Source organism: Streptomyces sp. NPDC059668, assembly GCF_042734135.1.
Lineage (GTDB): Bacteria > Actinomycetota > Actinomycetes > Streptomycetales > Streptomycetaceae > Streptomyces.
The window spans coordinates 1-17,254 of record NZ_JBHWEL010000101.1; the positions used below are offsets into that span (position 1 = coordinate 1).

The window sequence follows — 17,254 nt, forward strand, 5'->3', positions numbered from 1 at the left end:
TCGGGCGGTGCGTCTGTCTCTGTCGGTGGGGGGGGTGGGGGGCCGGGGGGGGCGGGTGGGTGGGGTGCCCTCTCTGGCGCGTACACACCCCGGTGGGCTCCCCCGGGGCGCCCCCCCGACTGAGACATGTGAGCGGAACCGCGCTCCGGCCCCAGGGGCCGGAGCCGGGTCCTAGCGCAGGCCGGTGGAGCGCCGCAGCGCCGCCTGGACCAGCAGGTCGACCAGCTCCGGGTAGCCGACCCCGGTCTCCTGCCACATCCGCGGGTACATGGAGATCGGCGTGAAGCCCGGCATCGTGTTGATCTCGTTGATCACGAACTCGCCGTCCTCGGTGAGGAAGAAGTCCGCGCGGACGAGCCCCTCGCACGACGCCGCGTCGAAGGCCTCGACCGCCAGCCGCCGCACCTCGGCGGTCTGCTCCTCGGTGAGCGGCGCGGGCACGATGCCCGGGGCCGAGTCGATGTACTTCGCCTCGAAGTCGTAGAAGTCGTGGGACTGCACCGGCGGGATCTCGGCCGGCACGCTGGCGCGCGGGCCGTCCTCGAACTCCAGGACCCCGCACTCGATCTCGCGGCCGCGCAGCAGCGCCTCCACGATGATCTTCGGGTCGTGGCGCCGGGCCTCCTCGAACGCCTCGTCGAGGCCCTCGAAGGAGTCGACCTTGGTGATGCCGAACGAGGAGCCGGCGCGGGCGGGCTTGATGAACAGCGGCCAGCCGTGCTCCCCCGCGAACTCCGCGACCCGCTTGCGGGCGCCCGCCGGGTCGAGCTCCCACTCCCGAGGACGGATCACCATGTACGGGCCCACCTTCAGCCCGAAGGAGGTGAACACCCGCTTCATGTACTCCTTGTCCTGGCCGACGGCCGAGGCGAGCACGCCCGAACCGACGTACGGGACCCCGGAGAGCTCCAGGAGGCCCTGCAGCGTGCCGTCCTCGCCGTAGGGGCCGTGCAGCACGGGGAAGACGACGTCGACCTCGCCCAGGGCCTTGGGGACGGATCCGGGCTCGCTGTAGACGACTTCGCGGTTGGACGGGTCGACGGGCAGGATCACGCCGCCCTCGTCCGACTCCGCGAGGAGGTCCACGCTCGGCTGCTGCCGGTCGACGATGGCCATCCGGTCAGGCTCGTCGGCGGTGAGCGCCCACCGGCCGTCCAGGGTGATGCCGATCGGCAGGACGTCGTACTTCGTCCGGTCGATGGCGCGCAGGACGGCGCCGGCCGTGACCACGGAGATCCCGTGTTCGGAGCTGCGCCCGCCGAAGACGACGGCCACGCGCGGCTTGCGAGGCGGCTGCTCAGGGCTCTGGGGGAGGTTCTCGGTGCTCATATCGCGTTGAGAGTACCCGGTGGTAGCGCGCTGAGTCAGCGCCCCGCGGCGGCCGTTGCTCAGCGTCGCGCGAGTGGTCGCACAGCGTAGATCCCCGGTGCCGCGGGAGCCGTCGTGAAGCTCCGTCCGGCCGGTCGTGCGGCGGCCCCGCGACGGCTCAGCGGCGTTCGGGCTTCGCGCTGCGCGACATCAGTTCCTTGAGCGCGACGACCGGCGGCTTGCCCTCGTGGACGATGCCGACGACCGTCTCGGTGATGGGCATGTCGACGCCGTGCCGGCGGGCCAGATCCAGCACGGACTCACAGGACTTGACGCCCTCGGCGGTCTGCTTGGTGACGGCGATGGTCTCCTGCAGGGTCATGCCCCTGCCGAGGTTGGTGCCGAAGGTGTGGTTGCGCGAGAGGGGCGACGAGCAGGTGGCCACCAGATCGCCGAGGCCCGCCAGTCCGGAGAAGGTCAGCGGGTCGGCGCCCATGACGAGCCCGAGCCGGGTGGTCTCGGCGAGCCCGCGTGTGATGAGCGAGCCCTTGGCGTTGTCCCCGAGGCCCATCCCGTCCGCGATGCCGACGGCGAGACCGATGACGTTCTTGACCGCGCCGCCGAGTTCGCAGCCCACCACGTCCGTGTTGGTGTACGGGCGGAAGTACGGGGTGTGACAGGCGGCCTGGAGCCGCTGGGCGACCGCCTCCGAGGTGCAGGCGACGACGGCGGCGGCCGGCATCCGGGCAGCGATCTCCCGCGCGAGGTTGGGCCCGGTGACCACGGCGACCCGGTCGGCGCCGACCTTGGCCACGTCCTCGATCACCTCGCTCATCCGCATGGCGGAGCCGAGTTCGACGCCCTTCATGAGGGAGACGAGCACGGTGTCCCGCTCCAGCAGCGGCACCCAGTCGGCGAGGTTCGCCCGCAGGGTCTGGGAGGGCACCGCGAGCACGGTGAAGTCGGCGTCGCGCGCGGCCTCGGCGGCGTCGGTGGTGGCCCGCAGGTTCCCGGGGAGTTCGACACCCGGCAGGTAGTCGGGGTTCGTGTGCGTGGAGTTGACCGCCTCGGCGAGCTCCGCGCGCCGCCCCCACAGGGTGACCTCGCACCCCGCGTCGGCGAGCACCATGCCGAAGGCCGTACCCCACGACCCGGACCCGAAGACGGCCGCCTTGACGGGCTTGCTCACGTGCCCTGCCCCTCTTCCCGCTGTGCCTGTACCTGCGCCGTCCCCTGGGCGTGGGTCCGGGCCTGGGCGTGCGCCCGTGCCTGCGCCTGGGCCTTCTCCTGGGCCGCGGTGCGCCGGCGCTGCTCGATCCGCACCTGCCGCGGGTCGTAGGGCGTCTCGGGCGCCTTCTCGCCGCGGATCTCCTCCAGCAGCACGGTGACGGCGGCCATGATGACCTCGGTGGCCTCCTTGAGGAGGTCCGGGCTCATCTCCTTGTCGTAGAAGCGCGAGAGGTCCACGGGCGGGCCCGCGAGGACGTGGTGGGTCTTGCGCGGAAGGAGGTTGGGCTTCTTGGCGTACGGCGGCAGCAGTTCGTTGGCGCCCCACTGGGCTACCGGGATCACCGGGCACTTGGTCTGCAGGGCGACCCGCGCCGCACCGGTCTTGCCGGTCATCGGCCAGCCGTCCGGGTCACGCGTGAGGGTGCCCTCGGGGTAGAAGGCGACACACTCGCCGCGCTCCACGGCGTCGATCGCGGCCCGGAAGGCGCTCAGCGCGTCGGTGCTCTCGCGGTAGACGGGGATCTGTCCGGTGCCGCGCATCGCGGCCCCCACGAATCCCTTCCTGAAAAGCCCGGCCTTCGCCAGGAAACGCGGAACACGCCCGGTGTTGTACTGATAGTGGGCATACGCGAACGGGTCCACATGCGAATTGTGGTTCACCGCGGTAATGAATCCACCCTCGGCCGGAATGTTCTCCATTCCGCGCCAGTCCCGCTTGATCAGAACCACGAGCGGCGGTTTGCAGAGAACCGCTGCGAAGCGGTACCAGAAGCCGATTCTGCGGCGGGGCACGCGGGGCACCTTCCTCTTAGGGCCTGGGGGGCCGCACAAGTGTCACCCCAGGCCGCCAGTCTGTCGAGAACACCGTACGCCCCGACGTCCGGGCCGCCGGGGTCACCGGGTCACAATGGGCGCGACAAGGCAGGAACGGAGCGCCCGTGCAGTGGACGTTGGTCGTACCCCTCAAACCCCTCGCGCGGGCCAAGAGCAGGCTGTCGGACACCGCGGCCGACGGAGTGCGCCCGGGACTCGCCCTCGCGTTCGCGCAGGACACCGTGGCGGCCGCGCTGGCCTGCGCGGCGGTCCGCGATGTGGCGGTAGTCACGGATGACGCGCTGGCCGGGCGGGAGCTGGCGGCGCTGGGGGCGCGGATCGTCCCGGACGAGCCGGGCGGCGGCCTGAACGCGGCACTGGCGCACGCGGCGGCCGTCGTACGTTCCCGCAGCCCCGAATGCGCCGTGGCGGCCCTGAACGCCGACCTGCCCGCGCTGCGCCCTCCGGAATTGGCCCGGGTACTCGACGCGGCGGCGGAATTCCCGCGCGCTTTTCTCGCCGACGCGGCGGCAATCGGGACCACGTTGCTGGCCGCCTCACCGGGCCGTGAATTGCGCCCCGCTTTCGGCACCGATTCCCGGGCCCGGCATCGCGCCTCGGGCGCCGTGGAACTCCTCCTCGCGGCGGTGGATTCCGTACGCCAGGACGTGGACACCGGGGACGACCTGCGCGCGGCGCTCGCCCTGGGTGTGGGCCCGCGCACGGCCGCGGTGGCCGCCAGACTCCTCATCCCGGGCCAGCCCGGCACCTGACGCCCGCCCGCGTCGGCCGACGGCCCTCGGTCCTCGCGCCTGCCCAGTGGGCTTGGGGACGCGCCCTCGGACACCGCGCGCCGTCGACGCCGGTCGCCCTCGACGGCTTCCGCGCACCCCTGGCACAGGCCCCGTCACCGACACCGACGCAGGCAGCGTCACCGGCACCGGAGTCGGACACGCGGCACATGGCGCGGCATCCGGTCCGATCACCCGGGCTCCTGTCCACGAGGACCCGGCACCCGGGGCACCGGACCGTCACGGAACCCCCGAGACCCCCGAGGACCCCCGAGACCCGGCACCGGAGCCTGCCGCGCCCACGACCGGCCCGCGGAGCCCCGTCCCCCGTCCCCCGACGCCCCGACGCCCCGACGCCCCGACCATGGTTCACGCCCCCCGGACCGCGACCGGCCACTGTGTCCGCGCGGACCCTCACCACCGTGCGGCGCCCCGTCACGCGCTCCGCCGCCGTGGACCCCTCCCGCCCGCCGGCCACGACCCCCTCCGAGTCCCCCGGTACGCACCCCCGGCGGGACCGGTGCTCGATAAACTCCCGGCATGCAGGCGACCGCGTACACGTACGACCCCGAGACCCGTAGCGGGCAGGTGCTGCTCGACGACGGCACCCCCGTGCCCTTCGACGGCGCGGCGTTCGACGCCGGCGGGCTGCGGCTGCTGCGCCCGGGCCAGCGCGTGCGCATCGAGACCGAGGGCGACGGCGCGGCACGGCGGATCACCCTCGTGACGCTCCAGACGTTCTGACCCGGCCCGCCGGACCGTCCCCGGACACGCCGCGGGCCGGGCTCCCCGTGGGAGCCCGGCCCGGCGCGTGAGTTGCCCTGCGCCCCTGCTTCTCAGCGGGCGGTGGTCTTCTTGGCGGTGGTCTTGCGAGCCGTGGACTTCTTGGCGGGGGCCTTCTTGGCCGTCGCCTTCTTCGCCGGGGCCTTCTTGGCGGTGGCCTTCTTGGCCGTCGTCTTCTTCGCCGCGACCTTCTTCGCCGTCGCCGTGGTCTTCTTGGCGGTGGCCTTCTTGGCCGTCGTCGTCTTCTTCGCGGCGGCGGTGGTGGTCTTCTTCGCGGCCGTCTTCTTCACGGCGGCGGTGGTCTTCCTGGCCGTCGCCTTCTTGGCGGTGGTGGCCTTCTTGGCCGCGGCCTTCTTGACGGTGGCCGAGGCGCCGCCGGAGAGGCTGCCCTTCGGGGCCTTCTTGACCGCCACGTCGTTCTTCGGGAGCTTCTTCGAGCCGCTCACCAGGTCCTTGAAGCCCTGACCGGCGCGGAAGCGCGGCACAGAGGTCTTCTTGACCCGAACGCGCTCACCCGTCTGCGGGTTGCGGGCGTAACGAGCCGGACGGTCGACCTTCTCGAAGGAACCGAAGCCGGTGACCGAGACCCGGTCCCCGCCGACAACTGCACGGACGATGGCGTCCAGTACGGCGTCGACCGCGTCGGCGGCCTGCTGACGCCCGCCGACCTTGTCGGCAATCGCTTCTACGAGCTGCGCCTTGTTCACGTCTTCCCCTTCGGAGACATTGCCCGAACGAATGCGTTCAAGCTTTTTCGCACGTTAGGCAGATATATACCGCAAATCAAACACGAAACGGGCTAATCACCCTTGTGCCGCAACGAACTCGGGCTGCAGCGCAGTTCCTCAGCGTTCCCCTTCGAGGAATCGGCCCTCGTCGAGGTCGGTGGTGAACCGCTCCAGCCGCCTTGCCGCATCGGCGAGATCGTGCTTGGCCACGGCCGTAATGACCAGCAGCTTCCGGGTCAGCGCCATCCGTACGCCCTCCGGGACTTGCAGTGCACGCACTCTTGTGTGCGCTTCCTTGAGTTGGACCGCGACTGCCGTATAGAGCTCGAGTTGGCCGTCGTGTTCCATGCACAGATTGTGCCATCTGGGGCGAGTTGTCGCCTGCCCAGGGGGTAACTGCCGCGCCCCGAAGGGGTCCTGGGAGCCTTCGGACGCCACCGCCGCCGCACCCGCGTGGCCAGGCAATTCCCTTTGCAGCTGCGGGAGTTGGAGGTCTCCCAAGCGGTCCACGGAGGCCGTCCGGGGGCAGACACAGCTGTACCCCCAACCGTCCACGATTGGGGGTACAGAGGGGTGTTGCGGTGGCTGAAATCAGCTGTGCGACGGCCGCGCGGCGGGTCGCGCCGCGCGCCGGACGTCAGACCTGGAGCGTCTTCGGCTTGTACGACGGCCGCTTGGCCTCGTACTCCGCGATGTCGCCCTCGTTCTGGAGGGTGATGGAGATGTCGTCCAGGCCGTTCAGCAGCCGCCAGCGGGCGTTCTCGTCGAGCTCGAAGGCGGCGGTGATGCCCTCGGCGCGCACCTCGCGGGCCTCCAGGTCGACCGTGATCTCGGCCTGCGGGTCGTTCTCGGTGAGTTCCTGGAGCGCGTCCACGGTCTTCTGCTCCAGAACCACCGTGAGCAGGCCGTTCTTGAGCGAGTTGCCCCGGAAGATGTCCGCGAAGCGGGACGAGACGACGGCCTTGAAGCCGTAGTTCTGCAGCGCCCAGACGGCGTGCTCGCGCGAGGAGCCCGTACCGAAGTCGGGTCCGGCGACCAGGACCGTGGCGCCCTCGCGCTCGGGCTGGTTGAGGATGAAGGACGAGTCCTTGCGCCAGGCCTCGAAGAGCCCGTCCTCGAAACCGTCCCTGGTCACCTTCTTGAGCCAGTGAGCGGGGATGATCTGGTCGGTGTCGACGTTGCTGCGGCGCAGCGGGACGGCCCGGCCGGTGTGGGTGGTGAATGCTTCCATGGCTTATCGGACTCCAGCGGGCGTACGGGCGGCGGGGGCGTCGGACAGGTCGGCCGGGGAGGCCAGATGGCCCAGCACGGCGGTGGCGGCGGCGACCTGCGGGGAGACCAGGTGCGTACGGCCGCCCTTGCCCTGCCTGCCCTCGAAGTTGCGGTTGGAGGTGGACGCGGAGCGCTCACCGGGGGCCAGCTGGTCGGGGTTCATGCCCAGACACATGGAACAGCCCGCGTGCCGCCATTCGGCGCCGGCCTCCTTGAAGACCACGTCCAGACCCTCGGAGACGGCCTGGAGACCGACCCGCGCGGAGCCGGGAACCACCAGCATCCGTACGCCGTCGGCGACTTTGCGGCCCTCGACGATCGAGGCCGCGGCCCGCAGGTCCTCGATGCGACCGTTGGTGCACGAACCTACGAAGACGGTGTCGACCTCGATGTCGCGCAGCGGCTGTCCGGCGGTCAACCCCATGTATTCCAGGGCCTTTTCGGCGGCGAGGCGCTCCGAAGCGTCTTCGTACGAAGCGGGGTCGGGGACGGACGCCGAAAGCGGCGCACCCTGGCCGGGGTTGGTGCCCCAGGTGACGAACGGGGCCAGCGAGGGGCCGTCGATGACGACCTCGGCGTCGAAGACCGCGTCCTCGTCCGTCCGCAGCGTCTTCCAGTACGCGACCGCGGCGTCCCAGTCCTCGCCCTCGGGTGCGTGGGCGCGCCCCCGGAGGTAGGCGAAGGTCGTCTCGTCGGGGGCGATCATGCCCGCGCGGGCGCCGGCCTCGATCGACATGTTGCAGATGGTCATCCGGGCCTCCATCGAGAGCTTCTCGATGGCGGAGCCGCGGTATTCCAGGATGTAGCCCTGGCCGCCGCCGGTGCCGATCCGGGCGATGATCGCCAGGATCAGGTCCTTGGCGGTGACGCCCTCGGGCAGCTCGCCGTCGACCGTGATGGCCATGGTCTTGGGGCGGGCCAGCGGCAGCGTCTGGGTGGCCAGCACGTGCTCGACCTGCGAGGTGCCGATACCGAAGGCCAGCGCGCCGAAGGCACCGTGCGTGGAGGTGTGCGAGTCGCCGCAGACCACGGTGGTGCCCGGCTGGGTCAGGCCCAGCTGCGGTCCCACGACGTGGACGACTCCCTGCTCGACGTCGCCCAGGGAGTGCAGGCGCACACCGAACTCGGCCGCGTTCTTGCGCAGCGTCTCCAGCTGGACCCGGGAGACCGGGTCGGCGATGGGCTTGTCGATGTCGAGGGTCGGGGTGTTGTGATCCTCGGTGGCGATGGTGAGGTCGAGACGGCGCACCGGGCGCCCCGCCTGACGCAGACCGTCGAAGGCCTGGGGGCTGGTCACCTCGTGCAGCAGGTGCAGATCGATGAAGAGGAGGTCGGGCTCGCCCTCGGCGCGCCGGACGACGTGGTCGTCCCAGACCTTCTCCGCGAGTGTCCTACCCATCGCTTTCCCTCCGGCCGGCCTGTGTGGCGCCGGCCCAACTAGAGATTTCCGGGGCGGCAGACGTCCGTACCCCTCGTCCGGACGTCGTCCGCCAGGCCCGTTGGTCCGCGGGCCGGTGTGTCTACAAGGGTGGCGCGTTCCACCGGAAATTGAACTTGCGTTTCACAGAGTGAGACGCAAGTATCGTTTCATGGACAACAGTAGCGGCGTCGGCGTTCTGGACAAGGCAGCCCTTGTCCTCAGCGCTCTGGAGTCCGGTCCGGCCACCCTCGCGGGCCTGGTCGCGGCGACCGGACTGGCACGACCCACGGCACATCGTCTCGCCGTGGCGCTGGAACACCACCGCATGGTGGCGCGGGACATGCAGGGGCGTTTCATCCTCGGCCCCCGCCTCTCCGAGCTGGCCGCGGCCGCCGGCGAGGACCGCCTGCTCGCCACGGCGGGCCCGGTGCTCACGCACCTGCGCGACATCACGGGCGAGAGCGCCCAGCTCTACCGCCGCCAGGGCGACATGCGTATCTGTGTCGCCGCGGCCGAGCGCCTGTCCGGCCTTCGGGACACGGTCCCGGTCGGTTCCACGCTCACCATGAAGGCCGGGTCCTCGGCCCAGATCCTGATGGCCTGGGAGGAGCCGGAGCGGCTGCACCGGGGTCTGCAGGGTGCCCGCTTCACGGCGACGGCCCTGTCGGGGGTGCGGCGCCGGGGCTGGGCCCAGTCGATCGGCGAGCGCGAGCCGGGCGTCGCCTCCGTCTCCGCGCCGGTGCGCGGACCGTCGAACCGGGTGGTGGCCGCCGTCTCGGTCTCCGGACCGATCGAGCGGCTGACCCGGCACCCGGGCCGGATGCACGCCCAGGCGGTCATCGACGCCGCCGGCCGCCTCTCGGAGGCCCTGCGCCGCTCGGGCTGAGCCACACCACGGGACACGACACGGGACAGAGCCGGCCTCAACGCCGCGGCAGGCTCGTCCCCCGGACCCGCAGCCCCACAGGGGCGCGAGGAACTGCGCGCCAAGCCACGCACAACCCGCAGAGACCGATCCACCGCCACCCCCACAGGGGCGCGGGGAACTGCGCACTCAGCCACGAACAACCCGCACAGGCCGATCGACCACCACCCCCTCAGGGGCGCGGGGAACTGCGCGCCAAGCCACGCACAACCCGCAGAGACCGATCCACCGCCACCCCCTCAGGGGCGCGGGGAACTGCGCACTCAGCGACGAACGACCCGCACAGGCCGATCAACCCGCGCTCCCCCCGACCTCCGCCTCCCCCCTGGCCTCCGCGCGGAGCGCCCCGTGCGCGAACCGGTCCGCCCCCCGCCGCCCCCGCTTCTCCACCGGCAGCGCCCCATACGCGGCGGCCAGCCCGAAGGGCGGCATGTCCGCGTAGATCGACTCGTACGACCCCTCCGGCACGACGTACGTCTCGTGCCAGAGCCCCACGTGCTGCCGGAGCTTGCCCGCCCGCTCCTTGCGGTTGATGATCCCCCACGCCTTGTGGTGGAACATGTCGGGCGCCGACGCGTACGCGTAGAGCTTCTCCTTGGACTCCCAGTACTGGACGACGTAGTACGTGCGCGGCGACGCCGTCAGCAGGATGCGTCCGAGCAGGCCCCGGCCGGGCTCCTTCTCCAGGTCCCGCACCATGCGCAGCATGGCGAGGAACACCGGTACCCACTGGTGCGCCGCCCAGAAGTGGTTGACGCGCATACCGATCAGCAGGACGACCACGTCCCCCTCGGCGGCTGCGGTGGTGCGGCCTGCGGTCACGCGGGTGCCGGGCATTCTCGTCCCCTCCGTTGGCGAGCGGCGCTATCCGACGGCGCCATGCTTGGATAGTGGCGCCACCCAAGGAAGGGCGCAAGAGATGCGGCTGGCGGAGTTGAGCGAGCGGAGCGGAGTGTCCACCGCGACGATCAAGTACTACCTGCGGGAAGGGCTGTTGGCCCCGGGGCGTCAGGTCAACGCGACGACGGCGGACTACGGCGAGAGCCATCTGCGCCGGCTGCGGCTGGTGCGGGCGCTGATCCAGGTGGGCCGGGTGCCGGTGGCCACGGCCAGGGAGGTCCTCGGGCACGTCGACGACGAGTCCCTGGGCCGGACGATCCGGCTGGGGGCGGCCCTGTGGGCGCTGCCGCAGGAGCCCGAACCGGACGGTCAGGACCCGGCCGTCCGGTCCGCGCGCCGCGAGGTGGACCAGCTGCTCACGGACCTGGGCTGGGAGACCGCGCGGGAGCTCGCCCCGCTCTCCCCCGTGCACCGTTCGCTGGTGGCGGCGGTGGCGACGCTGATCCGGCTCGGTTATTCCTGGAACGCCGAACTCCTCGCTCCGTATGCGGAGTTGATGCACCAGGTGGCCGTGCGGGACCTGGACCATCTGGAGACGCACACGTCCGACGCGGAGCGGGTGGAGACCGCGGTCGCCTCGGCGGTGCTCTTCGAGCCGGTGCTGCGGGCGCTGCACCGGCTGGCGCAGGAGCAGGAGTCGGCGCGGCGGTACGGCATCGAGTGAGCGGTCGTACGGGCGGTGCGCCGGGGCCCGTTCGGCGCGGGCCGGGGCGGTCCGGAGCCGGAAACGCCGAACGGGCCCCCACCGAAGTGGAGACCCGTAGGACTCTGTACCCCCGACCGGATTCGAACCGGCGCTACCGCCTTGAGAGGGCGGCGTGCTAGGCCGCTACACAACGGGGGCCTAGGATCTCGCGTTTCCGCAGACCCGAGCTGGGCTACCAGGACTCGAACCTAGAATGACGGTACCAGAAACCGTAGTGTTGCCAATTACACCATAGCCCATGGTGGTTTAGACCAATAAATGGTTTAGACCAGTACCCCCGACCGGATTCGAACCGGCGCTACTGCCGTGAGAGGGCAGCGTGCTAGGCCGCTACACAACGGGGGCCCTAGCGATCCTGCATGAGAGGCAGCGGGTGCGACCCGGACTGCCTCCCTGAGAAGGATCTGTACCCCCGACCGGATTCGAACCGGCGCTACTGCCGTGAGAGGGCAGCGTGCTAGGCCGCTACACAACGGGGGCTTTGCGGAGCTGGTCTCCGCGGTTGCAGATGAGCTCTGCGAGCTGGCCTACCAGGACTCGAACCTAGACTAACGGAACCAGAAACCGTCGTGCTGCCAATTACACCATAGGCCACTGAAACTCAATCCCCTGTAGGGATCTCGTTTTAGCTTGCGCCTCCGAGCTCCGGCCTTTCGGCCCGCTCTCGGCGGCGCAGGAAGAACATTACCTGAAGGTGGACGGCGCTCCAAAACGGGTATCGGCGCCGAGGACCGCGGGGAGTTCGGCCAGCGAGACGATCCGGTGCGGACCCGTCGGCGGGCCCGCGGCGGCGGTGTGAGTGCCGTCACGGTCGATCCACACCGAGAGCAGACCCGCCTCGGCGGCGCCCCGTCCGTCGATCTCCGGATGGTCACCGACGTAGGCGACCCTGTGCGGCGGCAGGCCCAGGGCCGCGCAGGCCGCGTGGAAGGCGGCCGCGGCGGGCTTGGAGACGCCGAGCTCGGCCGCGCACAGGAGTGCCTCGAAGCGGTCGCGCACGCCCAGGACGCGCAGCTTGCGCTCCTGGTTGTGGACGCTGGAGTTGGACAGGACCGCGTGCCGGTGGCTGGTGGCGAGGGCGTCGAGGGCGGGCAGGACGTCGGGGAAGAGCGCCCAGCCGGACTCGTAGTGCACCAGGTAGCGCTGGAACCAGGCGTCCGCGTCGGCGTCGCTCAGCGGCTCGCCCAGGAACTCCCGCACCCGGTCACGGCGCTGCCCCTCCCAGTCCGACTCCCCCGCCGCGAACCTCGCCCACTGCCGGTCGGTGACCTCCCGCCAGCGCGCGAGGGCCTGCTCGACGGACGCGTATCCGTCGAGCAGGCCCTCGGCCGCGAGGTGCGCGCGCATCCCGGCCCGGTCCGCGGTCGTGTAGTCGAAGATCGTGTCGTCGACGTCCCACACCACGGCCCGCACAGTCATGGTCCGACGGTAACCCCGGGCGGGCCGGACCGTCCGTCAGTTGACGGTGGTCGTGCCGGTCAGAAGGAGGTCGGGTCCCTCGTCGTCGCGGGGCCGCGCGGTCAGCTTCCAGGTGTACGACCCGCGGGGCGCCCTGCCGCCCGCGGTGGTCGCGCCGTCCCAGGAGGCGCGCACCGCGGCGGCGGTGGAGGTGCCGGTGAGGGTGCGGACGACCGTGCCGGTGGTGCCGACCAGCTGGAGGGTCCAGGACGAGGGCTTGTTCAGCTGCCACACCGGCCGCCACGGTTCGGCGACCGTCGGGCCGGGCGCGGCGTCGGTCTGGGCCTCCATCTGCGCGAGCGGCGAGGTGGGCACGCCCGCGGTGACGAGCGCCACCTGGCCGCGGTCGGTCAGGTAGGCGACGTTGCCGCCGAAGCGGTCGACGGTCCAGCGGCCGGTGTTGCCGCCCGTGTCCCGGTCGGCCGTCGGCAGCACGGCCGCCGTACGGGTGATGGCCGAGCCCGCGTGGAAGTCCGTGAGCAGCAGTTCGTGCGTGGTGCGGTTCTCGCGGAGCAGGTAGCCGTCGGCGAGCCGGGCCTGGCCGGCCGGCACGGTGACGGCGCGGCCGGTCGCGCGGTCGTAGACGCCCGCGGGGCCGGACGCGCCGCAGCTCCAGTACAGCCACGCGTTCACGGCCTGGATCTCGCTGGGCGTGCACGGGGCGCCGGTGGCGACGGTGGCCACGTTCTTCCCCGACTTCAGGTCGTACGCCACGACGCTGCCCTGGGAGGTGCCCGGCGTCCACAGCCGCTGGCCCCAGACGGCCGCGGCGGTGCGGGTGCGGTCGAGCGCGGTCCGGCCGTCGGCGCCGCGCGGGAAGTCGGCGACCTTCTGCCCGCCCGGCGTTCCGCCGTTGTAGAGCACGTAGCGGCCGGTGCCGGTGCCGATGCGTCCGCCGGAGGCGCCGGTGGGCTCGGCGGCGTACGTGTTCGGTTCGCGTCCGGTGACGTGGACGGACTCCTTGCCGTCCGCGCCCGTGGACAGGTAGGCGAAGCCGCCGTCGCCGAGCGCCTCGAACTGGGGGCAGGCCACGTCTCCGGCCAGGCACGGCGAGAGGTTCAGCATCGAGGCGCGGTAGGTCTGGGGCCCGGCCGGGCGGCCGGCGGCGTCGAGCTGGACGCCGTGGACGGAGTCGTAGCCGCCCTGGTCGGTGGTGTTGCCGTACATCAGGAGCTCGCCGCCGGAGAGCATGATGCCCCCGATCGTCGCCCGGTTCGCCTCGACGTCGAGCACCTGCGCGACGGTGGCGCCGGTCTCGGTGGGCGTGACCCGGTGGACGTGCCAGTCGGCGCTGGACGGGCCCGCCGTGGCGAGCAGGCCGCCGTCGAGGGTGGGGGTGTAGCTGCCGCGTGAGTTGTCGATGACCGTGGTCCGCGTGCCGTCGACGAGGGAGATGCCCACCAGCCGGTAGGTGTCGGGGCTGAAGACCACGGACGGGTTGGCGAGCATCAGCTGGTCGCCGACGACGCCCTGGATCTTGTAGTCGCCGTAGGTGGGGACGGGTACGGGATCGGTGCCCGGTGCCGCGTCCACCCGGGTCACCTTGTTCCCGGCGACGAGCCAGCGGTCGTTGAACCTGACCGGTCCCGTGGTGGTGACGCCGGTGACGTACGAGCGGAAGGTGCCGTCCGTGAGGTCGAGCAGCCCGAGCGAGTCGACGCCGTCGAGGGTGTAGCCGACGGCGAGCCTGCGCACCGAGCCGCCCGCGCGGAACACGCCGTCCGGCGTCGCTGCGGACGGCAGGCCGGTGACCGGGAGGTCGGTGGTGGTGCCGTCGCCGGCCGCGCGCAGGACGTGCAGGGCGCCGTCCGCGTCCTGGGTGAGCACGCTCCAGCCGACGGCGGCCTTGTAGGTCTGGCCCTGCGGCAGGGTGAGCGTGACGGTGACCCCGGTGGACTGGTGCTTCTGGGTGACGGTGCCGGCGCTCGCGGTGGTGATCACGTCGGTGCCGGTGGCGAGGTCGTCCGGGCCGGCGTGGGCGGGCGGCGTGTAGCCCGGGTAGTCCGCCCAGTGCGACGTCGTCGATCCGGTGTCGGGCAGCGTGTACCGGAAGCCGGAGGCGCCGGCCCAGCCGAAGAGCACCGAGGGAGGCGTGGCACGGTTCAGCTGGACCGTGGCGACCGGGGTGTCGGCGGCCGGCGCGGCCTGGGCGGGCACGGTCTGCACCGCGCAGGTCAGGGCCACGGCTCCGCTGAGAGCCAGCCCGACAAGTCTTCGTGAACGGGTCACGTTCGCCTCCCCTGAAACATGGTGATCAGACGCGTCGCACGTCTGCTCGAACATCCAAAGGGGTTTCGGAGAGCGGGAGTTGACGGGAAGGGTGAACTCCGGGTGACCGCTGGGTGCACAGCGGCGGGGGGGGGGGGGGGGGCGGGGCGCCCCCCCCCCGCCCCCCCCCGCGGGGGGGGGGCCGGGGGGGCGGGGGGGCGGGGGGGGGGGGGGGGCCCCCCCCCCCCCCCCCCGCCCGGGGGCCCCGGGGGGGGGGGCCCGCGGGGGGGGCGGCGGGCCGCTACCGCGCCGCGAGCCTCGTCAGCGCCGCGTCGACGCGCGCCAGCGCCTTCTCCTTGCCGAGGATCTGAAGGGACTCGAAGAGCGGCAGGCCGATCGTGCGGCCGGTGACGGCGACGCGGACCGGGGCCTGGGCCTTGCCGAGCTTGAGGCCGTGCTCCTCACCGGCGGCCAGGACGGCCTCCTTGAGGGACTCCGGGGAGGACCAGTCGGCCGTGTCCAGCTTCTCGCGGGCCGTGCGCAGGAGCGCGTCCGAGCCCTCCTTCATCGCCTTCGTCCAGGAGGCCTCGTCGTGGGCCGGCTCCGGCAGGAACAGGAAGTCCACGTTGTCCGTGATCTCGGAGAGGACCTTCAGCCGGGACTGCGCGTGGGGGGCGATCAGCTGCCACTTCGCCTCGTCGAAGTCCTCCGGCGCCCAAGGGGCGAAGGGGGCCTTCAGCCAGGGGGCGCACCGCTCCGTGAAGTCCTTCACGTCGAGCAGCCGGATGTGGTCGGCGTTGATCGCCTCGGCCTTCTTGAGGTCGAAGCGGGCCGGGTTCGGGTTCACGTCCGTGACGTCGAAGGCGGCGACCATCTCGTCGATGCCGAAGATGTCGCGGTCCGCCGAGAGCGACCAGCCCAGCAGGGAGAGGTAGTTCAGCAGCCCCTCGGGGAGGAAGCCGCGCTCCCTGTAGAGGTTGAGGGAGGACTCCGGGTCGCGCTTGGAGAGCTTCTTGTTGCCCTCGCCCATGACGTAGGGGAGGTGGCCGAAGGCGGGGGTCGCCTTGGCGATGCCCAGCTCGGTCAGCGCCTTGTAGAGGGCGATCTGCCGCGGGGTGGAGGAGAGCAGGTCCTCGCCGCGCAGGACGTGGGTGATCTCCATCAGGGCGTCGTCGACCGGGTTGACCAGCGTGTACAGGGGCGCGCCGTTGGCTCGCACGATCCCGTAGTCGGGCACGTTCTCCGGGAGGTACGTGATCTCGCCGCGGACCAGGTCCGTGAAGGTGATCGTCTCGTCGGGCATCCGGAAGCGGACGATCGGCGTGCGGCCCTCCGCCTCGTACGCGGCCTTCTGCTCGGCGGAGAGGTCACGGCAGTGGCCGTCGTAGCCGGAGGGCTTGCCGGCGGCGCGGGCGGCGTCGCGGCGGGCGTCCAGCTCCTCGGTGGAGCAGTAGCAGTGGTACGCGCGGCCGGCGTCCAGCAGTTTCTGGGCGACGTCCTTGTAGAGGTCCATCCGCTGCGACTGGCGGTAGGGCGCGTGCGGGCCGCCGACCTCGGGGCCCTCGTCCCAGTCGAAGCCCAGCCAGCGCATCGCGTCGAGCAGCTGGCCGTAGGACTCCTCGGAGTCGCGGGCCGCGTCGGTGTCCTCGATGCGGAAGACCAGGGTGCCTTCGTTGTGCCGGGCGAACGCCCAGTTGAACAGGGCGGTGCGGACCAGGCCCACGTGGGGGTTGCCGGTCGGGGACGGACAGAAACGTACGCGTGTGGGCACCCCCTGTCCGAGCGCGGTCGAGGACTTGGGGGAGTTCGCGTTAGCCACGCTTGATCACCTTGTTGGTGAGAGTGCCGATGCCTTCGATGGTGACGGCGACCTCGTCGCCGACGTTCAGGGGGCCGACCCCAGCGGGGGTGCCGGTGAGGATCACGTCGCCGGGGAGCAGCGTCATGGCCTCGGTGATGTTGACGATCAGGTCCTCGACGGAGTGGGTCATCTCACTGGTGCGGCCGAGCTGGCGCTGCTGTCCGTTGACCGTGCACTGGATGGTGATGCCCTCGGAGACCGCGGCGAGGTCGAGGTCCGTCTCCACCCAGGGGCCGAGCGGGCAGGAGCTGTCGAAGCCCTTGGCCCGCGCCCACTGCTTCTCGCGCTTCTGGACGTCGCGCGCGGTGACGTCGTTGGCGCAGGTGTAGCCGAGGATGACGTCCTTCACGCGCTCACGCGGGACCTCGCGGCACATCCGCCCGATGACCACGGCGAGTTCGGCCTCGTGGTGCAGCTCGTTCGAGAACGAGGGGTACTGGATGTCGTCGCCGGGGCCGATCACCGAGGTCGACGGCTTGAAGAAGGCGAACGGGGCGTCGGGCACCTCGTTGCCCAGCTCCTTCGCGTGCTCCGCGTAGTTGCGGCCGAAGGCCACGACCTTGTTCGGGAGCACCGGCGGCAGGAGCCGGACCTTGCTGAGGGGGACCTTCGTGCCGGAGAGCTCGAAGTCCGCGAACGGGATGCCCTTGATGATGTCGAGGACGAGCTCGTCCGGCTTGTCGCCCTCGACCGCGCCGAACGCGACGTTGCCGTCGATGGAGAACCTGGCGATGCGCACGGGATCCTTGCGCCCCTCACTGAGCTGGCTGGAGTCTGACGCTCCAGGCTAACGCGGAGAGGGGTCCCCGCCCCGCGCATATCCGTCGGCGCGGTGAGCGGGCGGCGGCCCG

At 71.6% G+C, this 17,254-nt stretch carries 16 protein-coding genes and 5 tRNA genes; 4 read left to right on the plus strand and 17 right to left on the minus strand.

Features of this window, described 5'->3' with window-relative positions; all coding sequences use genetic code 11:
• Positions 1-171 precede the first annotated feature (171 nt).
• The 3 genes from ACFV2J_RS39020 to ACFV2J_RS39030 all read right to left on the minus strand — a co-directional run bounded on the left by ACFV2J_RS39020 (position 172) and on the right by ACFV2J_RS39030 (position 3,330).
• Complete coding sequence (locus tag ACFV2J_RS39020) at positions 172-1,329, minus strand: D-alanine--D-alanine ligase family protein (protein ID WP_385443215.1); 1,158 nt, start codon at positions 1,327-1,329, stop codon at positions 172-174.
• 157 nt (positions 1,330-1,486) lie between these two features.
• A complete protein-coding gene (locus ACFV2J_RS39025; RefSeq protein WP_385088628.1) occupies positions 1,487-2,497 on the minus strand; it encodes an NAD(P)H-dependent glycerol-3-phosphate dehydrogenase in 1,011 nt (336 codons plus the stop codon).
• Positions 2,494-3,330 carry a lysophospholipid acyltransferase family protein gene (locus ACFV2J_RS39030; protein WP_385088630.1) on the minus strand — a complete coding sequence of 279 codons (837 nt, stop codon included), beginning with the start codon at positions 3,328-3,330 and terminating at the stop codon, positions 2,494-2,496. The genes ACFV2J_RS39025 and ACFV2J_RS39030 overlap by 4 nt, the downstream gene beginning before the upstream one ends.
• A 146-nt stretch (positions 3,331-3,476) precedes the next feature.
• On the opposite strand from ACFV2J_RS39030, the gene cofC reads away from it, so the two are divergent.
• Complete coding sequence (gene cofC, locus ACFV2J_RS39035; RefSeq protein WP_385088632.1) at positions 3,477-4,124, plus strand: 2-phospho-L-lactate guanylyltransferase; 648 nt, start codon at positions 3,477-3,479, stop codon at positions 4,122-4,124.
• A gap of 558 nt (positions 4,125-4,682) precedes the next feature.
• Positions 4,683-4,886: a hypothetical protein gene (locus tag ACFV2J_RS39040; RefSeq protein WP_148010644.1), complete on the plus strand. Its 204-nt coding sequence runs from the start codon at positions 4,683-4,685 to the stop codon at positions 4,884-4,886.
• A 92-nt stretch (positions 4,887-4,978) separates the two neighbouring features.
• On the opposite strand, the gene ACFV2J_RS39045 is transcribed toward ACFV2J_RS39040, so the two are convergent.
• The 4 genes from ACFV2J_RS39045 to leuC form a co-directional block, all read right to left on the minus strand.
• Positions 4,979-5,632 (minus strand): HU family DNA-binding protein, encoded by a 654-nt coding sequence (locus tag ACFV2J_RS39045; protein WP_168530400.1) that lies wholly within the window; start codon positions 5,630-5,632, stop codon positions 4,979-4,981.
• 138 nt (positions 5,633-5,770) lie between these two features.
• Positions 5,771-6,001, minus strand: coding sequence for a hypothetical protein (locus tag ACFV2J_RS39050; protein ID WP_168530399.1), 231 nt, complete (start codon positions 5,999-6,001; stop codon positions 5,771-5,773).
• A gap of 289 nt (positions 6,002-6,290) precedes the next feature.
• Positions 6,291-6,884 carry a 3-isopropylmalate dehydratase small subunit gene (gene leuD / locus ACFV2J_RS39055; RefSeq protein ID WP_385088634.1) on the minus strand — a complete coding sequence of 198 codons (594 nt, stop codon included), beginning with the start codon at positions 6,882-6,884 and terminating at the stop codon, positions 6,291-6,293.
• Between the two features lie 3 nt (positions 6,885-6,887).
• A complete protein-coding gene (gene leuC / locus ACFV2J_RS39060) occupies positions 6,888-8,324 on the minus strand; it encodes a 3-isopropylmalate dehydratase large subunit (protein ID WP_385088636.1) in 1,437 nt (478 codons plus the stop codon).
• Between the two features lie 190 nt (positions 8,325-8,514).
• On the opposite strand from leuC, the gene ndgR reads away from it, so the two are divergent.
• Complete coding sequence (ndgR, locus tag ACFV2J_RS39065) at positions 8,515-9,231, plus strand: IclR family transcriptional regulator NdgR (protein ID WP_356035130.1); 717 nt, start codon at positions 8,515-8,517, stop codon at positions 9,229-9,231.
• A 330-nt stretch (positions 9,232-9,561) separates the two neighbouring features.
• On the opposite strand, the gene ACFV2J_RS39070 is transcribed toward ndgR, so the two are convergent.
• Complete coding sequence (locus tag ACFV2J_RS39070) at positions 9,562-10,107, minus strand: DUF4188 domain-containing protein (protein WP_385088638.1); 546 nt, start codon at positions 10,105-10,107, stop codon at positions 9,562-9,564.
• An 82-nt stretch (positions 10,108-10,189) separates the two neighbouring features.
• Between ACFV2J_RS39070 and ACFV2J_RS39075 the strand changes: the two genes are divergently transcribed.
• Positions 10,190-10,834, plus strand: a complete 645-nt coding sequence (locus ACFV2J_RS39075) for a MerR family transcriptional regulator (protein WP_385088640.1) — start codon at positions 10,190-10,192, stop codon at positions 10,832-10,834.
• Between the two features lie 107 nt (positions 10,835-10,941).
• Here the strand turns inward: ACFV2J_RS39075 and ACFV2J_RS39080 are convergent.
• The 9 genes from ACFV2J_RS39080 to ACFV2J_RS39120 form a co-directional block, all read right to left on the minus strand.
• Positions 10,942-11,014 (minus strand) — tRNA-Glu (locus ACFV2J_RS39080).
• 29 nt (positions 11,015-11,043) lie between these two features.
• Positions 11,044-11,115, minus strand: a tRNA-Gln gene (locus ACFV2J_RS39085).
• Positions 11,116-11,148: 33 nt separating this feature from the next.
• Positions 11,149-11,221, minus strand: a tRNA-Glu gene (locus tag ACFV2J_RS39090).
• A gap of 62 nt (positions 11,222-11,283) precedes the next feature.
• A tRNA-Glu gene (locus ACFV2J_RS39095) sits at positions 11,284-11,356 on the minus strand.
• Between the two features lie 42 nt (positions 11,357-11,398).
• Positions 11,399-11,470 (minus strand) — tRNA-Gln (locus ACFV2J_RS39100).
• A gap of 90 nt (positions 11,471-11,560) precedes the next feature.
• Entirely contained in the window at positions 11,561-12,295 is a 735-nt protein-coding gene (locus ACFV2J_RS39105; protein WP_385443225.1) for an HAD family hydrolase, read from the minus strand.
• Positions 12,296-12,331: 36 nt separating this feature from the next.
• On the minus strand, positions 12,332-14,563 hold the full coding sequence (locus ACFV2J_RS39110; RefSeq protein WP_385088644.1) for a FlgD immunoglobulin-like domain containing protein: 2,232 nt from the start codon (positions 14,561-14,563) through the stop codon (positions 12,332-12,334).
• A gap of 280 nt (positions 14,564-14,843) precedes the next feature.
• A complete protein-coding gene (gltX, locus tag ACFV2J_RS39115) occupies positions 14,844-16,361 on the minus strand; it encodes a glutamate--tRNA ligase (RefSeq protein ID WP_385089388.1) in 1,518 nt (505 codons plus the stop codon).
• Positions 16,354-17,142: a fumarylacetoacetate hydrolase family protein gene (locus ACFV2J_RS39120; protein ID WP_385089391.1), complete on the minus strand. Its 789-nt coding sequence runs from the start codon at positions 17,140-17,142 to the stop codon at positions 16,354-16,356. Before ACFV2J_RS39120 ends, gltX begins: the two co-directional genes overlap by 8 nt.
• Positions 17,143-17,254: the final 112 nt, after the last annotated feature.

Bases quoted from the DNA above. Each gene is read 5' to 3' on its own strand.
- ACFV2J_RS39020 (WP_385443215.1), bottom strand. From the start codon at position 1,329: ATGAGCACCGAGAACCTCCCCCAGAGCCCTGAGCAGCCGCCTCGCAAG.
- ACFV2J_RS39040 (WP_148010644.1), top strand. From the start codon at position 4,683: ATGCAGGCGACCGCGTACACGTACGACCCCGAGACCCGTAGCGGGCAG.
- ACFV2J_RS39050 (WP_168530399.1), bottom strand. From the start codon at position 6,001: ATGGAACACGACGGCCAACTCGAGCTCTATACGGCAGTCGCGGTCCAA.
- leuD (WP_385088634.1), bottom strand. From the start codon at position 6,884: ATGGAAGCATTCACCACCCACACCGGCCGGGCCGTCCCGCTGCGCCGC.
- leuC (WP_385088636.1), bottom strand. From the start codon at position 8,324: ATGGGTAGGACACTCGCGGAGAAGGTCTGGGACGACCACGTCGTCCGG.
- ndgR (WP_356035130.1), top strand. From the start codon at position 8,515: ATGGACAACAGTAGCGGCGTCGGCGTTCTGGACAAGGCAGCCCTTGTC.
- ACFV2J_RS39070 (WP_385088638.1), bottom strand. From the start codon at position 10,107: ATGCCCGGCACCCGCGTGACCGCAGGCCGCACCACCGCAGCCGCCGAG.
- ACFV2J_RS39075 (WP_385088640.1), top strand. From the start codon at position 10,190: ATGCGGCTGGCGGAGTTGAGCGAGCGGAGCGGAGTGTCCACCGCGACG.
- ACFV2J_RS39105 (WP_385443225.1), bottom strand. From the start codon at position 12,295: ATGACTGTGCGGGCCGTGGTGTGGGACGTCGACGACACGATCTTCGAC.